The sequence below is a fragment of the Streptomyces sp. NPDC039462 genome, from assembly GCF_055639375.1.
Map to the genome: position 1 here is coordinate 1,644,859 of NZ_JBVKAO010000001.1, position 24,409 is coordinate 1,669,267.

Annotated in this window: 18 protein-coding genes; 11 read left to right on the forward strand and 7 right to left on the reverse strand. The window is 70.8% G+C overall.

Annotated elements, in window-relative coordinates:
* Position 1: 1 nt before the first annotated feature.
* Both ACZ7LU_RS06835 and ACZ7LU_RS06840 read right to left on the reverse strand, forming a co-directional pair.
* Positions 2-1,084 carry an ABC transporter substrate-binding protein gene (locus ACZ7LU_RS06835; protein ID WP_468310748.1) on the reverse strand — a complete coding sequence of 361 codons (1,083 nt, stop codon included), beginning with the start codon at positions 1,082-1,084 and terminating at the stop codon, positions 2-4.
* 144 nt (positions 1,085-1,228) lie between these two features.
* On the reverse strand, positions 1,229-2,242 hold the full coding sequence (locus ACZ7LU_RS06840; RefSeq protein WP_468084038.1) for a LacI family DNA-binding transcriptional regulator: 1,014 nt from the start codon (positions 2,240-2,242) through the stop codon (positions 1,229-1,231).
* A gap of 178 nt (positions 2,243-2,420) precedes the next feature.
* On the opposite strand from ACZ7LU_RS06840, the gene ACZ7LU_RS06845 reads away from it, so the two are divergent.
* The gene (locus ACZ7LU_RS06845) at positions 2,421-5,057 is read left to right on the forward strand and encodes a PA14 domain-containing protein (RefSeq protein ID WP_471916492.1); all 2,637 of its coding nucleotides are present in this window, start codon (positions 2,421-2,423) and stop codon (positions 5,055-5,057) included.
* A 140-nt stretch (positions 5,058-5,197) separates the two neighbouring features.
* A complete protein-coding gene (locus ACZ7LU_RS06850; RefSeq protein ID WP_471915926.1) occupies positions 5,198-5,605 on the forward strand; it encodes a peptidase inhibitor family I36 protein in 408 nt (135 codons plus the stop codon).
* 6 nt (positions 5,606-5,611) lie between these two features.
* Here the strand turns inward: ACZ7LU_RS06850 and ACZ7LU_RS06855 are convergent, their stop codons facing one another.
* The 4 genes from ACZ7LU_RS06855 to ACZ7LU_RS06870 form a co-directional block, all read right to left on the reverse strand.
* Positions 5,612-8,461, reverse strand: a complete 2,850-nt coding sequence (locus ACZ7LU_RS06855) for an NHLP bacteriocin export ABC transporter permease/ATPase subunit (RefSeq protein ID WP_471915927.1) — start codon at positions 8,459-8,461, stop codon at positions 5,612-5,614.
* Between the two features lies 1 nt (position 8,462).
* On the reverse strand, positions 8,463-10,748 hold the full coding sequence (locus ACZ7LU_RS06860) for an NHLP family bacteriocin export ABC transporter peptidase/permease/ATPase subunit (protein WP_468713737.1): 2,286 nt from the start codon (positions 10,746-10,748) through the stop codon (positions 8,463-8,465).
* Positions 10,745-11,551 carry a biotin/lipoyl-containing protein gene (locus ACZ7LU_RS06865; protein ID WP_471915928.1) on the reverse strand — a complete coding sequence of 269 codons (807 nt, stop codon included), beginning with the start codon at positions 11,549-11,551 and terminating at the stop codon, positions 10,745-10,747. The genes ACZ7LU_RS06860 and ACZ7LU_RS06865 overlap by 4 nt, the downstream gene beginning before the upstream one ends.
* Before the next feature lie 136 nt (positions 11,552-11,687).
* Complete coding sequence (locus ACZ7LU_RS06870) at positions 11,688-11,915, reverse strand: type A2 lantipeptide (RefSeq protein ID WP_398299957.1); 228 nt, start codon at positions 11,913-11,915, stop codon at positions 11,688-11,690.
* 525 nt (positions 11,916-12,440) lie between these two features.
* Between ACZ7LU_RS06870 and ACZ7LU_RS06875 the strand changes: the two genes are divergently transcribed.
* The 5 genes from ACZ7LU_RS06875 (at position 12,441) to ACZ7LU_RS06895 (ending at position 18,445) form a co-directional block, all read left to right on the forward strand.
* Positions 12,441-13,811 (forward strand): wax ester/triacylglycerol synthase family O-acyltransferase, encoded by a 1,371-nt coding sequence (locus ACZ7LU_RS06875; RefSeq protein WP_471915929.1) that lies wholly within the window; start codon positions 12,441-12,443, stop codon positions 13,809-13,811.
* Positions 13,812-13,881: 70 nt separating this feature from the next.
* Positions 13,882-15,369: an SDR family NAD(P)-dependent oxidoreductase gene (locus tag ACZ7LU_RS06880; protein ID WP_471915930.1), complete on the forward strand. Its 1,488-nt coding sequence runs from the start codon at positions 13,882-13,884 to the stop codon at positions 15,367-15,369.
* Positions 15,370-15,735: 366 nt separating this feature from the next.
* Complete coding sequence (locus tag ACZ7LU_RS06885; protein ID WP_398298812.1) at positions 15,736-15,909, forward strand: hypothetical protein; 174 nt, start codon at positions 15,736-15,738, stop codon at positions 15,907-15,909.
* Between the two features lie 234 nt (positions 15,910-16,143).
* A complete protein-coding gene (locus ACZ7LU_RS06890; protein ID WP_471915931.1) occupies positions 16,144-17,226 on the forward strand; it encodes a hypothetical protein in 1,083 nt (360 codons plus the stop codon).
* Positions 17,227-17,533: 307 nt separating this feature from the next.
* Complete coding sequence (locus tag ACZ7LU_RS06895; RefSeq protein WP_471915932.1) at positions 17,534-18,445, forward strand: nitroreductase/quinone reductase family protein; 912 nt, start codon at positions 17,534-17,536, stop codon at positions 18,443-18,445.
* 18 nt (positions 18,446-18,463) lie between these two features.
* Here the strand turns inward: ACZ7LU_RS06895 and ACZ7LU_RS06900 are convergent, their stop codons facing one another.
* Positions 18,464-19,477, reverse strand: a complete 1,014-nt coding sequence (locus ACZ7LU_RS06900; RefSeq protein ID WP_471916493.1) for a LacI family DNA-binding transcriptional regulator — start codon at positions 19,475-19,477, stop codon at positions 18,464-18,466.
* A gap of 304 nt (positions 19,478-19,781) precedes the next feature.
* Between ACZ7LU_RS06900 and ACZ7LU_RS06905 the strand changes: the two genes are divergently transcribed.
* The 4 genes from ACZ7LU_RS06905 (at position 19,782) to ACZ7LU_RS06920 (ending at position 24,337) form a co-directional block, all read left to right on the forward strand.
* Entirely contained in the window at positions 19,782-21,080 is a 1,299-nt protein-coding gene (locus tag ACZ7LU_RS06905; protein WP_468310715.1) for an extracellular solute-binding protein, read from the forward strand.
* A gap of 20 nt (positions 21,081-21,100) precedes the next feature.
* Positions 21,101-22,078 carry a carbohydrate ABC transporter permease gene (locus ACZ7LU_RS06910; protein ID WP_471915933.1) on the forward strand — a complete coding sequence of 326 codons (978 nt, stop codon included), beginning with the start codon at positions 21,101-21,103 and terminating at the stop codon, positions 22,076-22,078.
* 92 nt (positions 22,079-22,170) lie between these two features.
* Entirely contained in the window at positions 22,171-22,992 is an 822-nt protein-coding gene (locus ACZ7LU_RS06915; RefSeq protein ID WP_398299955.1) for a carbohydrate ABC transporter permease, read from the forward strand.
* 91 nt (positions 22,993-23,083) lie between these two features.
* Complete coding sequence (locus tag ACZ7LU_RS06920) at positions 23,084-24,337, forward strand: glycoside hydrolase 5 family protein (protein WP_471915934.1); 1,254 nt, start codon at positions 23,084-23,086, stop codon at positions 24,335-24,337.
* The last annotated feature ends 72 nt before the right edge of the window (positions 24,338-24,409 follow it).

Consider the following 24,409-nt stretch of genomic DNA (forward strand, 5'->3'; position numbering starts at 1 on the left):
GTCAGTAGGCCTTGCCGAGGTCGGCCTTGGCGTTGTCCTTCGTGTACGCGCTGTCCTTGATGACGATGTCCTGGGCGACCTGCTCGCCCTTGGTGAACGCGTCCAGCGTCTTGAAGGCGAGCGGGCCGAAGCGGGGGTTGGACTCGATGACGCCGTCGATCCAGCCGTCGACGATGCCGCGCACGGCGCCCTTCGTGCCGTCGATCGTCACGATCTTCACGTCGCCGGCCTTCTTGCCCGCGCCCTTGAGCGCGTTCACGGCGCCGAGGCCCATCTCGTCGTTCTCGGCGTAGATCCCGGTGATGTCGGGTTTGGACTGGATCAGCTGCTCGGTGACCTGCTGGCCCTTCTCGCGGGCGAACTCGCCGGTCTGCTTGAAGACGACCCGGAGGTCCGGGGCCTTCTCCTTCAGGCGCTCCTCGAAGCCCTTGGTGCGCTCGGTGGTGACGTTGTTGCCCGCGGCGCCGAGCAGAATCGCGATCTTGCCCTTGCCGCCGGTCGTCTCGATCATCCGGTCCGCCGCGCGCCTGCCCTGTGCGACGAAGTCGGAGCCGATGAAGCTCACGTAGTCCTTGCAGGCGGTCGCGTTGATCTTGCGGTCGACGGTGACGATCGGGATGTGCTTGGCGCCCGCGGCGCGCAGCACCGGCTCCCAGCCGTCGGAGTTGAGCGGCGCGATGACGAGCAGGTCGGCGCCCTTGGCGATGAGGTCCTGGACGTCGCTGATCTGCTTGGAGAACTGCGACTGGGCGTTGGCGGTGAGGAGCTTCACGCCGCGCTTCTCGGCCTCGGCCTTGATGGAGGCCGTCTCGGCGATCCGGAAGGGGTTGGCCTCCTTCTCGGACTGCGAGAAGCCCACGGTGGCCGTCTTGAGGTCCAGCTTCTTTCCGCCGTAGGTGTCGATCGCGCAGGTCTTGCCGCCCTTCGACTCCGAGACGGCCTGGCCCGCGCCGCCGCCGTCGCCGTTCTTGCCGTCGGACGCGTCGTCCTCCGACTTGGCGCACCCGGCGGTGAGGGCGAGGCTCGCACCGAGGCCGACGGCGAGCAGGGTCCTGACGGAGGTGCGGAGGGTGATCGGCTTCATGGAGTCCCCAAAACGGCACGGCCCCGGCGCTGAGAGCGCTCACGGCAGGATCGGCACTTGCGGTCAACTCGCGTTACGGGGAGCTTTTTACATCGTTGAAAGTGGGCTGTAAACCCTCTGCGCAGCGGCCGACGGCTCCCCGGGTCAGCGCCGGCCGAGCGTGCTCTCCCGCTCCACCAGCCGGAAGTCCGCGGTGAGTTCACGTCCGCCGGGCCGCTCCGGATGGGCCAGGCTGCCGAGGAGCGACTCGACCGCGAGACGCGCGATGGCCTGCTTGTCCGGCGCCACTGTGGTGAGCGTGACCGCCCCGAACTGCCCCTCCGCGATGTCGTCGAAGCCGACCACCGCCACGTCCCACGGCACCCGCAGTCCGCGCTCGTGCAGGACCCGCATCGCACCGATCGCCACCAGGTCGTTGTACGCGAACACCGCGTCGGGCCGCACCCCCGCGTCCAGCATCCGCGCCATGGCCTTCGCGCCGTCCCACCGGTCCCAGCCGCCGACCGGCCCCACCAGGCTGTCCGGCGCGGGGATTCCGGCCGCCGTCAACTCCTCGCGCCAGCCCTGGAGTCGGAGGTGGGCGGGGCGGTTCGCGGAGTCCGTACGGGCGCCCAGATAGGCGATGGTGGTGCGGCCGCGCCCGATGAGGTGCCGTACCGCCGTGCGGCTCGCGGCGATGTTGTCGATCGCGATGTGGTCGTGGGGCAGGTCGTACTGGCGCTCGCCGAGCAGCACGAGCGGCACGTCGTCCTCGCGCTCTCGCAGGTCCTCCGCCTCCAGCTCCAGCGGGCTGAGGATGAGGCCGTCGATCACCCGGGCCCGGAAGCCCTGGCTGACCAGGACCTCCTGCTCGCGGTCGCCGCGGGTGTGGTCGAGGAGCACCGTGAAGTCGTGCTCGGCCGCCGCGTCGATGACGGCGCCCGCGAGCTCGGCGAAGTAGGGGTTGCCCAGCTCGGGGACGGCGAGCGCGATGATGCCGGTGCGGCCCTTGCGCAGGTGGCGTGCCGTCAGGTTCGGGCGGTAGCCGAGCTCGTCGATGGCTTCCTGGACGCGGGCCCGCATCGCCGGGGTGACGTGCTGGTACTTGTTCACCACGTTCGAGACGGTCTTGATCGAGACGCCCGCGCGTTCCGCGACGTCCTTGAGGCTTACCCGCACTGCTTCTCCCTGCGTCGGTGACCGCACCGGACGCCCGGGGCGGATGTCGTGACCCTGGACAGCGCGCCGGAGTGCGTGCTGTCATGCCAACTGCCGTTCCTTCCAACGTTGTACAGATTCGTTGTACCGACTGCAGCGACGAGCCGCCACCCTTCCTCACCAAGGAGGATCCGTGCGCATCAGACGACATCCCGGAAGAAACCCCGGCCGCCCCGGACGATTCGGCAGACACCTCGCCGTACTGCTCGCAGGGGCCCTCGGCATCGCGGGACTCACCGCGGTCCCCGCCGCCACCGCGGCCGACGAGCCCGTCGAGATCCACGGCCTCAAGGGGGAGTACTACACCCAATCCGCCCCCGGAGCCTTCGACTTCGACGAGCTCAAGGCCACCGGACTCGACCCCAACATCGACTTCGGCAACCTCGAACCACGGCTCAAGGCCACCACCGGACAGGCCGACGACGTCAGCGTCCGCTGGACCGGCCGCATCGTCCCCGAGAAGACCGGCGCCACCACCTTCTCGATGATCGGCGACAACGGCTTCCGCCTCTGGGTGGACGGCAAGATCGCCATCGACCACTGGCAGGACGACTGGGACAAGGAACAGACCTCTGCCCCCGTCGAGTTGACGGCGGGCAAGGCCCACGACATCAAGGTCGAGTACTTCGAGCACTACGGCGGCTCCAACCTGCGCCTGAGGTGGACCCCGCCGGGCGGCGAGAAGAAACCGGTCCCGCGCTCCGCCCTCCGCATCCCCGAGGACTTCGACTACGACGGCGCCATAGCCGCCACCGTCCTCAAGGACGGCCGCAGCCTCAAACTCGACTTCGCCCAGAAGCTCGCCGCCCCGCCGGCCGGCCTCACCGACCACCTCGACGCTGTCATCGGCGGAGCCAAGTGGCCGCTCGGCACGGTCAAGGCCGACCCCTCCGACGACCGCAGCCTCCTCGTCGGCCTGAAGGAACCCGTCGTCGGCAACAAGGCGGGCAACGCCCCGGGCCTCGCCGACATCCGCTACGACGGCGAGGGCGGCCTCACCGGCACGGACGGCGACGCCGTCGGCCGGTTCTGGACCAGCGGGCCCAACCACTCCGAGTACCAGCTGCGCACCAAGTGGGCCGAGGACGTCACGCCGGGCAACGCCCACCGCGAGTACCCCCGCCCGCAGCTCATGCGCGACAACTGGCGGAACCTGAACGGCTCGTGGCAGTTCGCCGCCGCCGAAGCGGGCGAGAAGCCCCCGGTCGGCAAGACGCTCAAGGAGAAGATCCTCGTCCCCTACCCCGTGGAGTCCCAGCTCTCCGGCATCGAGCGGCACGAGGACCGCATGTGGTACCGCCGCACCTTCACCGTCCCCGAGAACTGGCGCATCGGCCACGGCAAGCGGCTCAACCTGAACTTCGGCGCCGTCGACTGGCACTCCCAGGTGTACGTCAACGGCCGCAAGGTCACTGAGCACAAGGGCGGCTACGACAAGTTCAGCGCCGACGTGACCGACGCGCTGAAGCCAGGACGCACCCAGGAGCTCATCGTCGGCGTCCACGACCCGACCGACGCCGACAACGGCGCGAACCCGCCCGTCGGCAAGCAGCGCCTGGACCCCAGCGGCATCTGGTACACCCCCTCCTCCGGCATCTGGCAGACCGTGTGGATGGAGCCGGTGGCCGCCGACCACGCTGACTCCCTCAAGATCACCCCGGACGTGCGGAACGAGCAGGTCACCGTCGAGACCCGGGGCGTGCGCGACGGAGTGCCGGTCACGGCCGCCGCGTACGAAGGCCGCAAGAAGGTCGCCGAACTCAGCGGACGCACCGGAAAGCCGCTGAAGATGGAGATCACCGACCCGCGCCTCTGGTCACCCGACGACCCCTTCCTCTACGACCTCAAGGTGCGCGTCGGCGCCGACCGCGTCACCAGCTACTTCGGCATGAGGTCCATCGCCGTCGACAAGGTGAACGGCACCCCCCGCACCCTCCTCAACGGCAAGCCCGTCTTCCTGATGGCCACCCTCGACCAGGGCTTCTGGCCGGACGGCCTGCACACCGCGCCGAGCGACGAAGCGCTCGCGTACGACCTCAAGGCGCACAAGGAGATGGGCTTCAACTCGGTCCGCAAGCACATCAAGGTCGAGCCCGACCGCTGGTTCTACTGGGCGGACAAGCTCGGGCTCCTCGTCTGGCAGGACATGCCCTCGATGGAGGCGGGACGCACCCCGGACGCGGCAGCCCGCGCCCAGTACGAGCACGAGATGAAGCAGATGATCGACGAGCACGCGAGCAGCCCCTCGATCGTCATGTGGGTCACCTTCAACGAAGGCTGGGGCCAGTACGACGTGGGCCGCGTCGCACGGCAGGCGAAGGCCTGGGACCCCACCCGGCTGGTCAACAACCAGTCGGGGCTCAACCTCGGGGCCGACGGAGGCGCCGGCGACATCATGGACGAGCACGGCTACCCGAGCCCGGCGCTCCCGCCGCGCCCCGACGGCGAACGGGCCCTGGTGAGCGGCGAATACGGCGGCCTCGGCCTCGCGGTGCCCGGCCACGCCTGGGCCGTCCAGCAGAGTTACGTCGACGTGGACCCGGCGACGTACACGGACGACTACATCGCCAAGCTCGCCGAGGTCCGCGCGCTCGCGTGCAAGGGAAGCAACGGCGCGGTCTACACGCAGATCACCGATGTCGAAGGCGAGTTGAACGGCCTGCTCACCTATGACCGCAAGGTCGTCAAACCCGACGTGAAGCGGGTGAAGGCGGCACACGAGGCGCTGATCCGCGACGCTTCACAGGCCACGGTGCCGGGCTGCGGCGGCTCCTGATCCGAAGGTCTCCGGTCCGCCGCCCGGGCTGCGGACCGGGGACTCCTGCGGGTGTCCCTCGTGTGGGGGATGGCGGCTCAGCGAACAGATCAACAAGCTTTGGGTCACAAAGGTTGATCTGCAGGTGGAAGGCGACTGTGATGAAGAAGAAGCTCTCTATGGCGCTCGTGGCGATGGCCGCCGCGGCCGCCACCGTCGTGCCGGTCTCCACGGCGCACGCGGCCGATGGGTACGACCGGTGCCCCGACGGCTATTACTGCATGTTCTCGGGCCTCGACGGCACCGGCGACATGATCAAGCTCAGGGGGAACACCCCGGACCTCGCGGCACTGGGCATGGACGACCGTGCCAGGTCGGACTGGAACCGCACGGCCTCGACCATCTACCTCTGGTCCGACGCGCACTACAGCGGCTGTACGGCCGTGACCTCCGCGGGACCGACGGGCAAGGGCAACTTCTTCCCCACGTACCAGAACTTCTTCAGTTCGGTGCAGTTCGACGGGCCGGGCGGCCCGAGCTGCGGCACACCGCCGGGCGAGGGCCGCTGAGCGCGCTCACCGCAGCTGTCGCCGCACCAGTTCGTGCAGCCGCCCGTCCGCATCGGCCAACAGCTGGGCGGGCGGGCCCTCCTGCACGATGCGGCCCTCCGACATGACGACGACCCGGTCGGCGTCGAGGACGGTGGAGAGGCGGTGGGCGATGACGACGCGGGTGGCGTTCAGGGCGCGGGTGCTGTCGATGACCGTGCGCTGCGTCTCGTTGTCCAGGGCGCTCGTCGCCTCGTCGAAGAAGAGGACACGGGGGCGCCGGATCAGGGCCTGGGCGATCATCAGGCGCTGGCGCTGGCCGCCGGAGACCGCACCGCCGCCGGAGATCATCGTGTGCAGCCCCATCGGCATGCGCTTGATGTCCTCGGCGAGCCCCGCCATCGCGGCAGCCTCCCACGCCTCCTCCTGCGTGAAGGACTCGGCGCCGCAGATGCAGTCAAGGATCGAGCCGGTGAGCGGCTGCGCGTTCTGCAGGACCACACCGCACTGCCGGCGGACCGCCGACTGGTCGAGCGCCGACAGGTCCTGCCCGTCATAGAGCACGCTGCCCGAGACCGGTTCGTCGAAGCCGATCAGGAGGCGCAGCAGCGTCGACTTGCCGCAGCCGCTCGGGCCGACGACGGCGACGAATTCGCCGGGCCGGACCGTCAGTGAGACGTCGTCCAGGACCAGCGGCCCGTCGTCGGTGTAGCGGAAGGAGACGCCGCGTGCCTCGATGCCGCCCCGCAGCTCGCCCGGCTGCGTGCTCCCGGCGCGCACCTCGGGCGCCGCGTCGAGCACCGGCTTGATCTGCTCGAACATCGGGAGCACGGCGGCCGCCGAGATCAGCGCGCCGGTGAGCTGCGTGACGGACGTCAGGAGCATCGTCACGGCGGTGCTGAAGGTGAGGAATTCGCCCGCGGTCAGGCTGCCCCGGGCCGGGCCCGCGAGCAGGACGAACATGACGAGCGTGCAGAGCGGCAGATACACCGCGTTCAGGACCGTCGTGATGTTCTTGATGCGGCCGGCCCGCCGCTGCAGCTCCCGGCTGCGCGCGAACTCGCCCGCCCACGCCGCGTACGCGAAGCTCTCCGCGCCCGCCACCCGGAGCTTGGGCAGCCCGCGCAGGCTCTGGAACGCCTGGTTGTTCAGCTTGTTGGCGAGCTCCACCAGGCGCCGCTGCCAGCGCAGTTCCCACAGGCCGAGCGTGAGGAAGACGCCGGCGATGACGGTCAGCATCGCGAGGGCGGCCAGGGCGAGAGGGACGCTGTAGAGCAGCAGCAGGACGAGGTTCATCGCGCCGACCGAACCGGCCTGCAGGGCGACGGGACCGATCCCCGAAAGGACCCGGCGGATCGCGCTGACCCCCATGGCCGCGCTCGCCAGCTCACCGGTGGAGCGGGACGCGAAGAAGCGCGTGGGCAGCCGCAGCAGCCGGTCCCACACCGCAGGCTGGAGCGTGCTCTCCATGCGGCCCTCCATCCGCAGGACCGTGAGGTTCTGGAGCAGCATGAACGCCGCCGACACGACGCTGGTGATCATCACGGCCAGGGAGACCTGGACGATGAGGCTCTTCTCGCCGTTCGGCACGAACACACCGAGCACCTGCCCCGTCGCGATCGGCACCAGCGCGCCGATCACGACCGTCACCAGACCGGCGAGCACGAGGTTGCGCACGTCGCCGCCGGTGCCGCGCAGGCTGAAGCGGAACAGCCGCCAGGGCGTCAACGGCCGCTCGGGCAGCGGCCGGTAGAACATGACGCCCTGCGGCTCGAACTCGTCCGCGTTGGCCGCGTCGACGCGGGTGCGCCGCCCGGACGTGGGGTGCACCGCCTCGTATCCGCCGCGCCGCCACAGCAGCGCGACCGGTGTGCCGCTCGCGGCCCGGTGCCCCACCAGCGGGCCCGCGTTCTCGCGCCACCAGCGGCCGTCGAGCCGGACGGCACGGGTGCGGATGCCCGATGCCACCGCGACCTGCTCCACCGGATCGATCCGGTCGCTCACCGCACCGCCCTCGGCGGCGCCGGACAGCGTGATGCCCGCCGCGTCGGCGATCAGCCGGCAGGCGGCGTACGTCGCGTCGTGACCGCCCCCGGAGTCCGTACGGCGCACACCGCGCGCGCCCGAGCGGCCGATGGAGGCGATCAGCGTGCGGTCGGCCTGCTCGCGGACGCTCTCGCCCGCCTTGATGCCGGCCGCCGTGCGGTCCTCGTGGGCCCGCTCCAGGCGTTCGATCCAACGGTCGAGAGTGGCGAGCAGCCGGTACTGCTGGTTGACCATGCGCTGCCACATCGCGGCGTCCACGAGCAGGTCGCCCGCCGCTTCCGCGCTGTAGGCGGAGCCGTACTGCACGCTGCCCGGCGCGACCGGCATCCAGAGGATGTCGTCGTCGGCCACCACGTCGTCGCCCACCGTGCGGCCGTCAAGCGGCGCCTCGAACAGGACCCGGTGGCCGCGTCCGATGCCGAGCGCGAAGGCGTGCTCCAGCAGGCTCAGGGCCGCGTCCTGCGTGTCGTACTGGGAGGGGTACTGCTGTTCGTACGACCAGGTGTCGCCGTAGTCGGGGCGGTAGAGCTCGCGCAGCGGGATGCGGCGCAGCTCGCAGCCCTGGAGGGGGCGGCCCACGAGGGTGTGCTGGGGTCCTTCGACCGGGCCGAGGAGCAGCGCTCCCGGTTCGAGGCGGCCGAGGTAGTGCCAGTGGCCCTGCTGCACCGCGTCGACCGCGAACAGGTCGAGCGCGCCGGCCACGACGAACCACAGCACCTGTGGCCCCTCCAGGTGCACGCTGCGCAGCCCGGCGCAGTCGGCCGGGGTGCCGAGCGCGCCGAAAGCCGCACCCACCGCGTCGTACGCGTGCTGCTCGGGTGGTGAGGTCACCTCAGTGCTCCTTGACCAGGTCGGCGTAGGGGCCGCCGGCGGCGACGAGGTGTTCGTGACGGCCGCGCTCCACGATCCGGCCGTGGTCGAGCACCACGATCTCGTCGCTGTCGCGCACGGTGCTCAGCCGGTGGGCGATGACCACGCAGGCGCAGCCGCGGCGGCGCAGGTTGTCGATGATGACCTGTTCGGTCTCGGCGTCCAGGGCGCTGGTCACCTCGTCGAGCACGAGGATGCTCGGGCGGCGGACCAGGGCCCGCGCGATCTCCAGGCGCTGGCGCTGCCCGCCCGAGAAGTTGCGCCCGTCCTGCTCCACGCGGCCGTGGATGCCGCCTGGCCTGCGGGCCACGACCTCGTACAGGCAGGCGTCCTTGAGGGCGGCGACGACGTCCTCATCGGGGATCGACGGGTCCCACAGGGCGACGTTGTCGCGGATGGTGCCCTCGAAGAGGAAGACGTCCTGGTCGACGAAGGAGACGGAGGCGGCGAGCGCGCCCCGGGGGATGTCCTCCAGACGCTGTCCGTCGATGCGGATCGTGCCTTCCCAGGGGCTGTAGAGCCCCGATATCAGCCGGGACACCGTCGACTTGCCGCTCCCGGAACCGCCGACGAGCGCCACCTGCTGCCCCGGCCCGACCGACAGCGAGAAGCCGGTGAGGAGCGGCTTGTCGAGCGGGCTGTAGCCGAAGGTGATGTCGTCGAGGGTGACGTGGCCCTTGAGGCGGCGGGTGCTCGCGGCCGGTTCGGGGCGGGAGTAGAGCGGGTCGACGGGGAAGTTCTCGACGTCCTTGAGGCGGGCGACGTCGGCGGCGAAGTCCTGGATGCGGCCCGCGACACCGTTCAGGCGGGTGATCGGCGCGGTGAAGCGGGTGACGAGGGCCTGGAAGGCGACGAGCAGCCCGATCGACAGATGCCCCTCGACCGCGCGCAGACCGCCGATCCACAGGATCAGCGCGCTGTTGAGGGTCGCCAGCGTCGGCGCGACGACACCGAGCCAGGCGCTCGGCACGCCGAGGCGCTGCTGCTCCTCCAGGGTGGTGGCGTGCTGGCCTGCCCAGCGCCGGAAATAGCCGTTCTCACCTCCGGTGGCCTTCATGGTCTCGATCAACTGGAGGCCGGTGTACGAGGTGTTGGTGAGCTTGGCGCTGTCGGCGCGCAGCTTCTGGGTGCCGGTGGCGCGCAGCCGGATGACGACGCGCATCGCCACGATGTTCAGCAGGGCGATGCCGACACCGACGAGGGTGAGCTGCGGGTCGTACGTCCACAGCAGGGCCGCGTAGAGGAGCACGACGACGCCGTCGACCCCGGCGGCCGTGAGGTCGCGGGCCAGCGTCTCGGCGACCGCGTCGTTGGAGGCGAGGCGCTGCACGAGGTCGGCGGGGCTGCGCTGGGCGTAGAACGTGACGGGCAGGCGCAGCAGATGGCGGAAGAAGCGGGCGCTGCCGAGGGTGGAGGAGATGATGCGGCCGCGCAGCAGGTTGGCCTGTTGCAGCCAGGTCAGGACGACGGTGAGCGCGACCATGGCGCCCATCGAGGCGAACAGCGCCCCCAGCAACGAGGTCTGATGGCCTATCAGAAACAGATCGATGTACGTCCGGCTGAGCGCGGGCAGCGCCGCGCCGACCGCGACGAGCAGCAGGCTGGCCAGGAGCGCGGCGAGCATCGTGCCGGTGGTGCCGCGCAGCCGGGCGGGGAGGGCCTTCAGCACGCCGGGCCTGCGGCCTCCGGGACGGAAGCCGTCACCGGGTTCGAGGACGAGGACGACTCCGGTGAAGCTGGTGTCGAAGTCCTCCGACGGCACGAAGCGGCGGCCCTTGTCCGGGTCGTTGATGTACACGCCCCGGCGGCCGAGGCGGCGCCCCATGCCGTCGTACACGACGTAGTGGTTGAACTCCCAGAAGAGGATCGCGGGCGCCCGGACCTCGGCGAGCGCGGCCGGCTCCATCTGCATGCCCTTGGCCGTCAGACCGTAACCGCGCGCCGCCTTCAGGACGTTGCTGGCCCGTGAGCCGTCGCGGGAGACGCCGCACGCGATGCGCAGCTCCTCCAGGGGGACGTGCCGACCGTGGTGGGCGAGGACCATGGCGAGGGCGGCGGCGCCGCACTCCACGGCCTCCATCTGCAGGACGGTGGGCGTGCGGACGGTCCGCGGGCGCCTGCCCTTCGACGCGGGGCGCGGGGCCGCGCGGCGGCCGCGCCGCGGGGGCTCGGGGCGGTGCCTGCGGCGGCCGCCGGGGGGCGGCAGCTGCTGCTGGTGCGCGGGGGAGGGGTGCGGTGCTGCGGTCACGGAAGCAGCCAATCGATCGGGCGCTGCTCGGCGAGGTGGAAGGCGCCGGTGGCCAGGGTCATGGAGTCGAGCGCGAAGGGCGGCCCGTCGGCGGTGGACCAGGCGTAGCCGGACGTGGTGCCGGCGGACTCGTCGAGCCGTACGAGGACGGCGACGGGCGGCCCGTCCTTCGTGAACTGCCCGGCCAGCTCCTTGTCGCCGAGGAACCCGGCGATCTTCTGCCGGGTCTGCGCGGCACGCCCGACCGCCTTCACCTTGCCGCGCAGGGTCCCGTACTGCTGGGTGGGCACGGACTGGACGGTGAGGTCCACCGACGCGCCGACGGGGACGGTGGCCGCGCTGTCGGCGGGTACGTAGACCGTCGCGAGCAGCGGGTCGTCGCTGCCCGCCACCCGCTCCAGGGTTGCGACGTCGGCGCCGGTGGTGACGACGGTGCCGATCCTGGCGGCGAGTGAGGTCACGCGGCCCGCGGCGATCGCGCGTACGATCTTGTCGCCCTGGTCCGTGCGGACCTCGAGCACGGGAGCGCCTGCGGCGAGGCGCTTGCCCTCCTCGGCCAGGACGCGGGTCACCTGACCGGTGACGGGGCTCTGCAGGACGTAACTGCCCTGGCCGTGCGTGAGGATGCCCGGCGCGCGGAGCGTGGAGGAGACCGAGCCGGTCACGGCCCAGACGCTCGCGGCGGCCATGACGACGAGGGTGACGGCGAGGACGAGCACGCCCTGGGGGCGGGCGTAGCGCACCGGAAGGTCGAGTTCCTCGGGCGACTGCAGCTTGGACAGGGCCTGCTGGCGGAACTGCACGGAACGCTTCCCTTACTGTGCCTGTGGCGACTGTGCCTGTGCCGGAACCTGTGGCGACGGTGCCTGTGGCGTCCGTGAGCCCCGGAACCAGAGGCTCCGGGGCTCACGAATCATGGCGTCTCAGTGAGCGAGAGGCTCAGAGACCGGCGGTCAGGCCGGAGGCCAGGCCGGTGACGGCACCGGTGTTGATGCCGGTGGCACCCTCGACCGTGCCGACGACGCCGGCGACGACGCCCGAGACGGGGGCGATGGAGTCAACGGTGCTGGTGACGTTGCCCGCGACACCGGCGACGAGGCCACCGGAGACGTTGTCGAGGTCGGCGTCGGAAATCTCGAGGGTCTCGACCTGGGGGACGTTGTTCATGGTGTGAGCTGCCCTTCTCATGAATGGTGCATAGGTGTTTCCAACTCCGCGGAACCTGGGGATTCGAATTCCGCGGCGAGCCAGGATCAAAGCACGTTCGCAGCTCGTACATCCAATCGACGGAGCGGCCGTCGGGCACGGTTGCGGCGCCGAATCACCGCTGCGTGCAGGCGGTTTCACCGCGTGACGGCAGCTCCTTCACAAGATTCACAGAAGGAAATCGAGGGCACGGCGGGACTCCCTTCAACAAAACGGACATGCGCGCGCCGGAAAGTCGGCCCGGTGGTCGATGCAGGGAAATTCACGCGGGGCGCGGGTCGAATTGCGTGACCGGACTGCGCATTCGATGTGCAGGTTTTTTGAAGGCGTGCGCCGGGTGCTCCCGGGGCGGGGCCTTAATCCGTTGTTAACTCTGCGTAACTCGATCGTACTTGACCGTAGTTGCTCGGGAAGGTTGACTTCTCGTTCGCCGGCACCGCACCGCACCGCACTGCCCCGCCCCGTCCTCGACGCGAGAGCGAGTCCGTGACTTCATCGTCTGTGCAGAGCTCCGACCTGCTCGTACCTCTCGATCTGGCTTTCTGGAACATCGAGACCGCCGAACACCCCATGCATCTGGGCGCGCTCGGCGTCTTCGAGGCCGACGGGCCCGGCGCGGCCGACCGCGCCACCGACCTCCTCGCGACCCGCGCGGCGGCCGTCCCGGGACTCCGCATGCGCATACGCCCCGTCCTGGTGCCCGTCGGCGGGGCGGTACGCGTACCGGCGCCCGCCTTCGACCCCCTGGAGCACATACGCCTCGCGGCGCCCGTGGCGGACTTCCACGCCGCCGCGGGGGAGCTGATGCGGCGGCCGGTGGAGCGTGGGCGGCCCCCGTGGGAGGCGCACGTGCTGCCGGGTGCGGACGGCACGTCCTTCGCGGTCCTCTTCAAGTTCCACCACGCGCTCGCCGACGGGCTGCGCGCGCTGACGCTCGGCGCGGCCCTCCTGGACCCCGTCGACCTCCCCGCGCCCCGGGAGCGGCCATCGGCCCCCGCGGCCTCCCGCTGGTCGGTCCTGGACCCGCGCACCCTGCCCGACCGCGTCCGCGGCACGGTCGCGGAGGTGGGCCGGGCCCTCGGTATCGGCACGTCCGTCGCACGTGCCACCTTGGGCGTACGCTCCTGCGCCGCGCTCACCGCGGCCGCCTCCGGCACCCGCCGCACCGCCGGGGTCGTCCTCGACCTGGACGACGTGCACCTGGTGCGCAAGGCCGTGGGCGGCACCGTCAACGACGTACTGATCGCGGTGGTCGCCGGCGCCCTGCGTCGCTGGCTCGACGAGCGCGGCGACTGCAGCGAGGGCGTCGAGCCGCGCGCCCTCATCCCGGTCTCGCGGCGCCGCCCGCGCTCCGCGCAGCCCCAGGGCAACCGGCTCTCCGGTTATCTGGTCCGGCTCCCCGTCGGCCACGAGGACCCCCTGGACCGGCTGCGCGCCGTACGCGCCGCCATGGACCGGAACAAGGAGGCGGGCCCGGAGCGGGGCGCCGGAGCCGTGGCGCTGCTCGCCGAGCACGTGCCGCCGCTCGGACACCGGATCGGCGGGCCCGTCGTCGCGCAGGCCGCGCGGCTGCTCTTCGACATCCTCGTCACCAGCGTCCCGCTGCCCGGCACCGGCCTGCGGCTCGGCGGCTGCCGGCTCACCGAGGTCTACCCCTTCGCGCCCCTCGCCCGGGGGCAGTCCCTCGCCGTCGCCGTCTCCACCTACCGGGGCCGGGTCCACTACGGACTGGTCGCGGACGCCGCCGCCGTACCCGATCTGGAGCTGCTAGCGCAGAGCGTGCGGGACGAGATCGACAGCCTCGTCGCGGCCTGCGCCGAGCAGGCGGGTTTGGCGACAGGGCCCGCCGCTACGTAAAGTTCCGCTTTTGGAGCTTCCGCGGACGACCCGACGCACCGCGGCACGGAATGACATGAGGACAGCGGCGATGACGGTGACAGACGAAAGCCAGGAGGAGACCGTTTCCTACGGCCCGGGCATCGACCCGGACCGTCTCGCCGTCTGCCTCAGCGTGCTCGACGAACTCGACAAGCTCGACGTCGACCACCCGGACGCGATCGCCGTGCGCCGGGCCACGGCCGGGATCTACCGGACGGTGAAGCAGCGCCGCCGCCAGGAGCGCCGCGCCGCCAAGACCGCCCACGACAAGGCCGTCACCGAGGCCACCGCCACCGGTTCCGCGCAGCGCATCGACGACGAGACCGAGGGCCTGCTGCCCTCCTCGCGGACCGAGGAGGGCAGGATCGCGGGGATACTCCAGCGCCCGCGCTCCTGCTACACCTGCAAGACTCGGTACGTGGAAGTCGACTACTTCTACCACCAGCTCTGTCCGGAGTGCGCCCACCTGAACCGGAGCAAGCGCGACGCCCGCGCCGACCTCACCGGCAAGCGCGCCCTGCTCACCGGCGGCCGCGCCAAGATCGGCATGTACATCGCGCTGCGGCTGTTGCGTGACGGTGCTCACACCACCATCACGACGCGGTTCCCCAAGGACGCCATCCGCCGCTTCAAGGCGATGGACGACTCGGCCGACTGGCTCCACCGCCTGGAGGTCGTCGGCATCGACCTGCGCGACCCGGCGCAGTCCGTGGCCCTCGCCGAGCAGGTCGCCGCGGCGGGCCCGCTCGACATCCTGATCAACAACGCGACGCAGACCGTGCGCCGCCTGCCCTCCGCGTACGCCGCGCTGGTGGACGGCGAGAGCGCGCCGCTGCCCGCCGGGGAGCTGCCCGCCCACTCGGTGATCGGCGCCTTCAACTCCGGAGCGGTGGACGGCCTGGCCGCGCTGCCCGTCGGCACCAGCAGCCTGGACGCGCAGCAGGTCGCCGACCTCGCCCTCGTCGCCGGTAACGCCAGTGTCGCCCGGCACCTCGACGGCACCGCCATCGACGCGGGCGGCCTGGTCCCGGACGTCGTCGACAGCAACACCTGGGTGCAGACCATCGAGCAGATCTCCCCGGTGGAGCTGCTCGAAACCCAACTGTGCAACTACACCTCGCCGTTCATCCTGATCAGCGCGCTGCGGCAGGCCATGGCCGACGCCGCGAAGAAGGCGCCGAGCGGCCGCGCCTACGTGGTCAACGTCTCCGCGATGGAGGGCGTCTTCGGCCGCGGCTACAAGGGTGCGGGCCACCCGAACACCAACGCCGCGAAGGCCGCGATGAACATGGTGACGCGGACCAGCGCCCAGGAGATGTTCCAGACCGACGGCATCCTCATGACCTCGGTGGACACCGGCTGGATCACCGACGAGCGCCCGCACTACGACAAGCTGCGCCTCGCGGAGGAGGGCTTCCACGCCCCGCTCGACCTGATCGACGGCGCCGCCCGCGTGTACGACCCGGTCGTGCGCGGCGAGGCGGGGGAGGACCTGTACGGCGTCTTCCTGAAGGACTACGCGCAGGGCAAGTGGTAGTCAGCACGTCGTAGCCGAGAGTCGTCTCAGCTTTTGGACAGCCGGTCCGGGTGTCGCGCGGTGCGCGTCCCGGACCGGCTGTCTGTTTCTCGCCAGTCGTGGCCCGTCCCGCACCCCCGGCCCCCGCAGCCGCAGGCCGCCGCGCGGGGTCCGTTGTCCGGAATCCACCCCGACTCAGCTCCCCATCGAGCGCCGCGCCGCTCATTTGGTTAATGTAGGGCGAACGGGCGGCCACGAGAGATCCACAAGCATCCCTCGGCCGCTCCGGGGACAGGCCGGCACCACGGCTGCGGTCCCGCCAGAGAACGGCGCCACCGCGACCGAACTGCCCTTGTCCTTCCGTTACGCGACACAAAGGAGTGCGCGGTGACACCAGATCTGACGAAGCACGAAAAGCGACCGGCGGAACGCGGCGGCGAACGGGCCGGCAGGCCCAAGAAGCTCCGCAACCTGGAGGCGTGGTCCAAGGCGGCCCCCATCCGTCTGGCCGGCTACGAGGACGACCTCGCCGAGCCGCACATCCTCCCCGGCATCGACTGAGCCGCCGCCGGGCCCGGTTATCGCACCGGTGCACTTCGCTCTTCGCCCTGTGCCCCCTGCCGTCGACGGCAGGGGGCGCCGGTGTGTCCGGGCCCGTCGACGTGAGACGCATTGACCCCCACAGTGTCAGCACGATTGCATGCTTGTGGTCCTCCGGTGGGGAGCCGGAGGGGAGACCATGTCCTGGCTGGGGGGAAAATGAGTGGAAATGCGAACCGGAGCACCGTCAGACGGGTGCGGACCGCGCTGAGCGCGGCGATCGTGGTCTGCGCGGTCACAGCGGTCCTGCCCGGAGCCGCCGCGGCCGAGCCCATGAGCGCCGCGGCCGAGCCCACGACCACGGCGGGCGTCGAGAGGATCAGCGTCGCGGGCGACGGCACCCAGGCCGACGGCGACTCCGCCGGCGCCTCGATCACCCCCGACGGCCGCCGCGTCGTCTTCTCGTCGGCGGCGAAGAACCTCACCACCGACACCCCGTCCGAAGGCGACAAGGTGTACGTCCGCGACCGGCAGGCGGGGCAGACCCACCGGATGGGGCACCTGACCCCGGTCCAGCCCCCGGTGATCAGCGGCAACGGAGAGTACGTCGCCTATCCGCTGCAGTGGATGAACAACGTACGGATCCGCCACTACGAGGTCAGCACCGGAAGGACGGCCTCCGGCAGCTGCGCGCTCTTCACCTGCAACCAGCCGTCGATGAACGCGAACGGCCGCATCACCTCGTATGCCAGCATCTCCTACCGGCAAGCGACGTACGGACAGCGCGTCCAGGTCGAGAACTGGGACACCAACACCGTCGAGACCGTCGCCACCTTCGACCACACCGTCCCCTCCCGGCCCTCCCTCAGCGGCGACGGCCGCCACATCGCCTACCAGGACGGCAAGGCGCAGGACGTCTTCGTGCGGGACCGGACCGGCGGCACCACCTCGGGACCGATCGAGGGCCCGGCCAAGGACGCGACACTCGTCCAGCTCAGCGAGGACGGCGGCACGGTCCTCTACCTCTCGGGCTCCGACACCTACGTCCACGACCTGGCCTCCGGCACCGCGCAACAGGTGCCCGACGTCCGGGGCGTCGCCATCGACCCCACCGGCCGCTATCTGCTGTACGCCCCGCACGACACGACCGGACCGTCGCTCGTGCTGCGCGACCTGACCACCGGCACCGACAGAATTGTCTCCGACCGGCCCGCATCGGCCGTACCCGACGCGGTCAGCGCCGACGGGCGCGACGTGGTCTTCCAGTCCGCGGTCGACGACATCGTGCCCGGCGACACCAACGGCAAGTCGGACGTCTTCGTCCGCCACTTCGACTGATCGTTCCGCGTTGACATGTGAGGGAGTGAGTGTCTGTAATGGTGCTCGTGCCGCGTGGCGCCGACCAAAGAGCAGTGGGCAGGCCGGCGATCGGGCGAGCACCATCACTCAAGGACGACGCCGATGACCACGTCGTGAGTTCACACCGCGCGTAACGGCCCATGCCGTTCGCGGTCTTCGCGCCCCAGGGCTTCCGCCCGATCCGCGCGCCCTCGCGCGCCCCGGCCACGCCTCATCCGCGTGACCCTCCCTCACTTGACCGCGCCCGACGCGGACTTGAACATCCGTACGGAGACCTGACACCGTCATGCCCACACCCTTCAACCAGTCCGTCATCGACGAGTTCCGCGCCAACGGCGGCAAGGTCGGCGGCCCCTTCGAAGGCGGCGACCTCCTGCTGCTCACCACCACCGGCGCGAAATCCGGCAAGGAGCACACCACCCCGCTCGGCTTCGTCCGGGACAGCGAAACGCTCCTGGTCATCGGGTCGAACCTCGGCGGCCCCAGGCACCCGGACTGGTACCACAACGTCCTCGCCCACCCCACGGTGACCGTCGAGCTCGGCACCGACACGTTCGAGGCGATCGCCGTCCCGGCCGAGGGGGAGCGGCGCGACCGGCTCTTCGAGCGCGCGGTCGCCGCCGAACCCGGATACGGCGACTACCAGACACGCACCAGCCGGATCCTGCCGGTCGTCGTCCTGGAACGGCCCGCGCACGCGGCCGACATCCCCGAAGAGGCGGCCACCTTCGCGGACAAGATGGTCCAGGTCCACCGCTGGCTCCGCGGCCAGCTGCGGCACGTACGCGACGAGACCGACGCGTACTTCGCCGCGCTCGCCGCACACCGGGGGCCGGGGGTGCCTCCGTCGCCGGGCCTCGGGCTGCAGATCCGCCAGCACTGCCTGGCGTTCTGCGACGCCCTGGAGTTCCACCACACCGGCGAGGACGCCCACCTCTTCCCCGTCATGGCGGGCCACCACCCCGAACTGCGCGAGACCTTCGACCGGCTCGCCGAGGAGCATCGGGCCATCGGCCGCGTCCAGGGAGACCTGGCCGCACTCCTCGCGGCCGTCGGGGGTGCGGAGCCCGAGCGGTTCCGTGCCGAACTCGCCCGGATGAGCGAGGAGTTGACCGCTCACCTCGATTACGAGGAGGAGGCTCTGCTGCCGGTCCTGGCCGGGCTCCCGTGGCCTCCCGTGCCCCCGGACGGGGAGTGAGCCCAAGCCGGAGCGGGCTCAGGCCCGCGCAGGCCCCGTGCTCTCCCGTTCGATGAGCCGCGGCAACGGCACCTGAACCGTCGCCGCGGGGCCGCCGTCGAGGAGGGCGAGGAGCTCGCGGGCCGCCGTCCGGCCGAACGACAGCGTGTCCCGGGACAGGGCCGTCAGCCACGGATGCACCATGCGGCACAGCGCCGAGTCCTCCCAGGCGACGACCGAGACGTCCTCCGGGACCGCGAAACCCAGGGAGCTCGCGGCGGCGACACCGGCGACGGCCATCACGTCGTTGTCGTACACGAGCGCGGTCGGCGGCTCCGCGGACTCCAGCATCCGCCGGGTGGCCGCGGCGCCCTCGGCGTCGGAGTAGTCCGTCGTCACCGAACGCACCCCCGACAGGCCCCGGCCCGCCGCCTCGACGCGCAGCGTCCTGATCCGCCGCTCGGTGTGCGCCAGCCCCTCCAGGCCCGCGATGTGCACGATGCGGCGGTGCCCGAGCGCGTACAGATGGCCCACCACCGAGGCCATCGCGCCCGCGTCGTCCGCCCACACCGTGGACAGGCCCGGCGGCCCGGCCTCCGGGTCCGGCACGCCGCCCGTCACCACCGCGGGCAGCCCCAGCTCGTCGAGGAGCGCGGGGCGCGGGTCGTCCGTGCGCGGGTCCACCACCAGGACGCCGTCCACCCGGTGCTCGGCCCACCAGCGGCGGTAGACCGCGCACTCGGCGGCCACGTCCTCCACCACCTGGAAGAGCAGCCCCAAGTGCCGCTCGGTGAGCACCTGCTGGATGCCCGAGATCAGCTGCAGGAAGAACGAGTCGACGCCCAGCGTCGCCGCCGGGCGCGCCACGACGAGGCCCACCGTCGCCGAGCCCTCGCCGGACAGGGCGCGCGCCGCCGTGCTGGGCCGCCAGCCCAGCTGCTCCGCGACCCGGCGCACCCGGTCACGGGTGATGTCGGAGACGCCGGGCCGGCCGTTGAGCGCGAAGGAGACGGCGCTCTCGGAGACCCCGGCCCGGCGCGCGATGTCCTTCATGGTCGGCCGGCGCGCCGGTGACCGCTTGCCTTGCACCCGTTGCCCCTTTCCTGGCTGCCGGATACTAATGCGCTTGAGCGGTGAGACTCTAAAGCGCATTAGTCAGCGACTGCAAGGCTTTCAACACACCCATCTGACCTGGGGAGTTGTCCCCCAGGTCGCCCGGTCTTCGAATTCGGTTCCCCGAATCCATTGACTTTGCGCCACCGTTCCGTGCAGGGTCTGCCTCGGCGTGGATTGCCCGGCTCGGACGGTCGCAGTCACCGCCGCCTCACGCTGGGCCGAGCAAAGGAGCCGTTTCACCGTGCGTATCTCCCGTATCCCCCGCAGAGCGGTCGCCGCAGGCGCCGTCCTCGCCGTCCTGCTGCCGCTGAGCGCCTGTGGCGACGGAGGTGACGACAGCGGTTCCACGGACGCGTCGGGGAAGATCGAAGGCAAGATCACCTTCCAGACCTGGAACCTGAAGGCCAACTTCAAGCCCTACTTCGAGGGGCTCGTCGACGAGTTCGAGAAGAAGTACCCCGGCACCGAGGTGAAGTGGGTCGACCAGCCCGGCGAGGGCTACGCCGACAAGATCAGCGCCGACGCCGCCGCGGGCACGCTCCCCGACGTCGTCAACGTCTCGCCCGACCTGGTCGCCCCGCTCGCCAAGGCCGGCCTCGCCCTGGACCTCGGCAAGGCCGCCGGGAAGTACGAGAAGGAGTACCTCCCGGGCGCCTGGAAGAGCCACCAGATACCGGGCATGGACGGGACGTACGCCTTCCCCTGGTACCTCAACACCGGCCCGCTCTTCTACAACAAGCGCCTCTTCAGGGACGCGGGTCTCGACGAGAACAAGCCCCCGAAGACGTACGACCAGCTCTTCGACAACGCCCTGGAGCTCGCGGAGAAGAGCGACGGCAAGGTCGCCACCCTCGCCAACGTCCCGACCATCGAGGACTTCGGCCGCTACGGCGTGCCGCTCATGAACAAGGAAGGCACCGGCTTCACCTTCAACGACGCCAAGGGCGTCGAACTCCTCACGAAGTACAAGAAGTTGTACGACGCCAAGGCGCTCGACGGGCAGGCGCTGACCGCCACGCCCGAGTCGACGGGCAAGAAGTTCCTCACCGAGGCCGTCGCCATGAACCCCGGCAGCGCGCTCGACCTGGAGAAGTTCAAGAAGGACGCGCCGAAGCTCTACAAGAACATCGGCATCACCCCGCAGATCAGCAGCACCGGCAAGGACAACATGTACGTGATGGGCGTGATGGTGAACGCCCGCACCAAGCAGACGCCGGCCGCCGTCGCCTTCGCGCACTTCGTCACCGACGCCAAGCACCAGATGGAGTTCGCCAAGAAGGTCGCGATCTTCCCCAGCACCAAGGGCTCCCTCGACGACCCGTACTTCACGAAGCAGGACGGCAAGGAGGAGACCCGGGTCCGCGTCGCCGCCGCGAAGTCCATCAAGACCGCGGTGAACTACACGCCCGTGCTGTTCAGCGAGCAGATGAAGGTCGAGCTGCGCAACGCCGTCGCCAGGGCGCTGCAGGGCAAGGAAAGCCCGAAGGAAGCGCTTGACAACGCTGTCAAGAACTGTGACCGGCTGTTGAAGACCAGCTGAGGCCAGGGACCCGTACGACCATGAAGAGCCCCACCGCCGCCACGGCGGCCACATCCGACACCGGCGCCGCCAACCCCGCGCTCGCGCTCAAGGGGCCCGGCCCCGACGGGCGCGGCGGCCGCCGCCGCATCCGCCGCCAACTGCCCACCAGCCCCTGGCTGTTCGCCGCCCCGGGGCTCGTGATCGTCGCGGTCTTCATCCTCTATCCGTTCGTCAGCACCCTCAACAACGCCTTCACGGACAAGCGGACGCTGATACCGGGGGAGTACGTCGGCCTCGCCAATTTCCGTGAACTGCTGCACGACGACATGTTCTGGATCGGCCTGCGCAACAGCACGATCTACGTCCTCGTGGTCGTCCCGGCCCTCGTCCTGCTGCCCCTGCTCCTCGCGATGCTCGTCCAGAAGCACATCCCCGGCATCACCTTCTTCCGGTCCGCCTTCTACACCCCGGTGGTCGCCTCGATCGTCGTCGTGGGCCTGATCTGGGTGTGGATGCTGGACGAGCGCGGCCTGGTCAACGCCGTCCTCGAAGCGGTCGGCGTCGGGAAGGTCGGCTTCCTCAGCGACCAGTGGCTGCTGCTGTTCAGCGCCATGGCCGTCACGGTCTGGAAGGGCCTCGGCTACTACATGATCATCTATCTCGCGGCGCTCGCCAACGTGCCGCGCGAGCTCCACGAGGCGGCGGCGGTCGACGGCGCCGGGGCGTTCCGCCGCTTCCTCACCGTCACCGTGCCCGCCGTGCGCTCCACCATGGTCCTGGTCGGCGCGCTCTCCTCGGTCGCCGCCTTCAAGGTGTTCTCCGAGGTCTATCTGATGGCCGGGCCCACCGGCGGCCCGGCCGGCGAGGACACCACGCTCGTGATGCTGGTGCAGCGCGTCGGCACCGGCCTGACCGGACGGGTCGGCTACGCCTCGGCCATCTCGGTCGTCGTCTTCGTCGTCACCGTCGCGCTCATGCTGCTCGTGCTGCGGGCGGACCGGAAGGAGGACGCGTGACCACCGTCGACAAGATCCCCCCGACGGCCGCCGAGCGCGCCGCGGCCCCAAAGCCCCGCCGCCGCCGGATCACCGACGAGAACGGCCGCCGGATGCCCGTGTGGGAGATCGTCCTGCGCTACGGACTCCTCCTCGCCGTACTGGCGTTGATGATCGGCCCGTTCCTCTGGCAGCTCTCCACGTCCCTGAAGGGACCGCACGAGGACATCTTCAGCTCCCCGCCGAAGTTCCTGCCGTCCGACCCCACCTTCCACAACTACGAGCGGGTCGCCGACACCATCCCCGTCTGGGACTACGCCCTCAACTCCCTGAAGGTGGCCGCCGCCAACGTCGTCACCAACTGCGTGGGCGCGACGCTCGCCGGATACGCGCTCGCCCGCCTGCGCTACCGCGGCCGCAAAGCGGCGACCGTCGTCTTCATCCTGGCCATGCTGGTCCCCGTCGAAGGCATCATCATCGCCCAGTTCACCACCATGCGTGAGCTCGGCCTGAACAACACCCTCGTCGGCGTGCTGCTGCCCGGCTGCGTCTCCGCGCTCAACGTCCTGCTGATGCGCAACGCCTTCCTGAACGTGCCCTACGAGATCGAGGAAGCCGCGTTCGTGGACGGCGCCAACGTCTGGCAGCGGTTCCTGCGCATCGCGCTGCCCGCCGTCAAGGGCACCCTCGCGGTCGTCGCGATCTTCGCCTTCATGGGGGCCTGGGACGACTTCCTGTGGCCGCTCATCGTGCTCAGCGACCCGGAGCGGTTCACCCTCACCATCGGCCTGAACTACCTGCACGGCACCTTCGCCAACGACGAGCGCCTCGTCGCCGCGGGCACGGTCATCGCCGTGCTCCCGCTGATCGTCCTCTTCGCCTGCCTCCAGCGGTACTTCTTCCGCGGCGTCGGCGAAGGCGCGGTCAAGGGCTGACCCCGCTCCTCCTCGACGGCGCTCCTCCTCGACGGCGCTCCTCCTCGACGGCGCTCCTCCTCGACGGCCTCACCAGAACCAGGATCCGCATTTGCCTTCCGCATCGCCTTCGGGCACGCCGCGCTTCGGCGCCAACTACACGCCCGCCCAGGGGTGGTTCCACCACTGGCTCGACTTCGACATCGACGCCGTACGCACCGACCTCGACGCGATCGCCTCGCTGGGCCTCGACCACATCCGGGTCTTCCCGATCTGGCCGTACTTCCAGCCCAACCGCACCCTGATCCGGCCGCGCGCCGTCGACCAGCTGGTCCAGCTCGCCGATGCCGCCGCCGAACGCGGACTCGACGTGAACGTCGACGGCCTCCAGGGGCACCTGTCCAGCTTCGACTTCCTGCCCGCCTGGACGCAGACCTGGCACCGGCGGAACATCTTCACCGACCCCGAGGTGGTGTCCGGGCAGGCCGCGTACCTGCGCACGCTCGCCGCGGCCCTCGCCGACCGGCCCAACTTCATCGGCATGACCATCGGCAACGAGATCAACCAGTTCGCCGCGGGCCCGCACCCCGACCCCGACCGCATCACCCCGGAGCAGGCGGAGAGCTGGCTGCGCACCGTCCTCGCCGCCTGCGAGGAGGGTGCGCCCGGCAAGCTGCACCTGCACGCCGAGTACGACGCCGCCTGGTACCAGGACGACCAGCCCTTCACCCCGGCGCAGGCCGCCCGGCTCGGCGCCGTCACCGCTGTGCACTCCTGGGTGTTCAACGGCACGGCCCAGCGTCACGGGCGCACCGGCACGGCCACCCGGGCCCACGCGGCGTACATGATCGAGCTGTCCAAGGCCTGGGCCGACGACCCGCGCAGGCCCGTCTGGCTCCAGGAGGTCGGCGCGCCCGCACCGCTGATTCCGGCGGAGCACGCAGCGGAGTTCACCGAGGAGACCGTCGCCGCCGCGCTCGACTGCCAGGACGTGTGGGGCGTGACGTGGTGGTGCTCCCACGACGTCTCGCGCGATCTCGCGGACTTTCCCGAACTGGAGTACAGCCTTGGTCTGTTGACCAATGGCGGTGAGGTCAAGCCGGCGGGGGCCGCGATCGCCCGCGTGGCGAAGGAGTGGCGGGGGCGGGAGTACGCTCCGGCGGCCCGGACGACCGCGCTCGTCGTCGACGACGCCGTGGGGCGGCGGTCCGCGTGTGCCCCCGGGGGAGCGGTCTTCGAGGCGTTCGCCCGCCTTGCCGCGGACGGGGTGCGACCCGCGGTGGTCCTTGCCGGACGGGTGGGGGACGCCGAGTACCTCGCTGCGCGAGGCATCAGCGATGTGGTGCTGCCGGCCGACGTCGGGTAGCGCCCCGTCGCGCACGGGGCTCCGCCCTGGGCCCTCGCCTCCTCGCCACGGGGCTCCGCCCCGGACCCCGCT